The 679-nt window shown below is 77.8% G+C and carries 1 pseudogene; it reads left to right on the top strand.

The features are described 5' to 3' along the window. A pseudogene (locus tag KUM32_RS41995) lies at window positions 1-679 on the top strand (AfsR family transcriptional regulator); the annotation flags it as partial.

Raw genomic sequence — 679 nt, 5'->3', positions numbered from 1 at the left:
ACGCGGCCCGCCCCGTCCCGGTGGACGTGCTGGAGCCGGCGGACAGTACGGCGCTGCTGGCCGCGGTGCTCGGGCCCGAGCGGGTGGCGGCGGAGAAGGCGGCGGCCCGGCGGCTGGCCGAGCTGTGTGGAGGGCTGCCGCTGGCGCTGCGGGTGGCGGCGGCGCGCCTGGCGGACCAGCCGGGGTGGTCGCTGGAGGCGATGACCGCCGAACTGTCGGACGAATCGCGCCGGTTGCACCTGTTGGACGTGGAGGACACGGGGGTGCGGGCGGCGCTGCGGCTCACCGTGCGCGGGCTGCCCGACGGCGTGGCGCACCACTTCGCGCACCTCGGCCGCTACCCCGGCACCCACGTGGACCGGTACGCGGTGGCGGCGCTGGCCGGCACGGACCCGGAGACGGCCGAGGCCGCCATGGACCAGCTCGCCGCGGCCCACCTCGTCATCCGGACGGCGCCGAACCGTTGGACGCTGCACGACCTGGTGCGGCTGTACGCGCGCGGGCTCGACGCGGACTCCGAGGCCCTGGTGCGGGTGCTCGACCAGTGCGTGGCCACCGCCCTGGCCGCGGCCGGGGCGGCCGAGCCGGGCGAGGAGGAGTGCTTCGCGCTGCCGGCGGACTTCCGCCAGCCGCCGGCGATCCGGGCGTTCGCCGGCCGCGATCAGGCCATGGCCTGGTA

This window comes from Streptomyces sp. AC627_RSS907 (assembly GCF_019049165.1).
The sequence above is the reverse complement of the archived record's forward strand: the minus strand, read 5'-3'. Positions and strand labels throughout refer to the sequence as shown.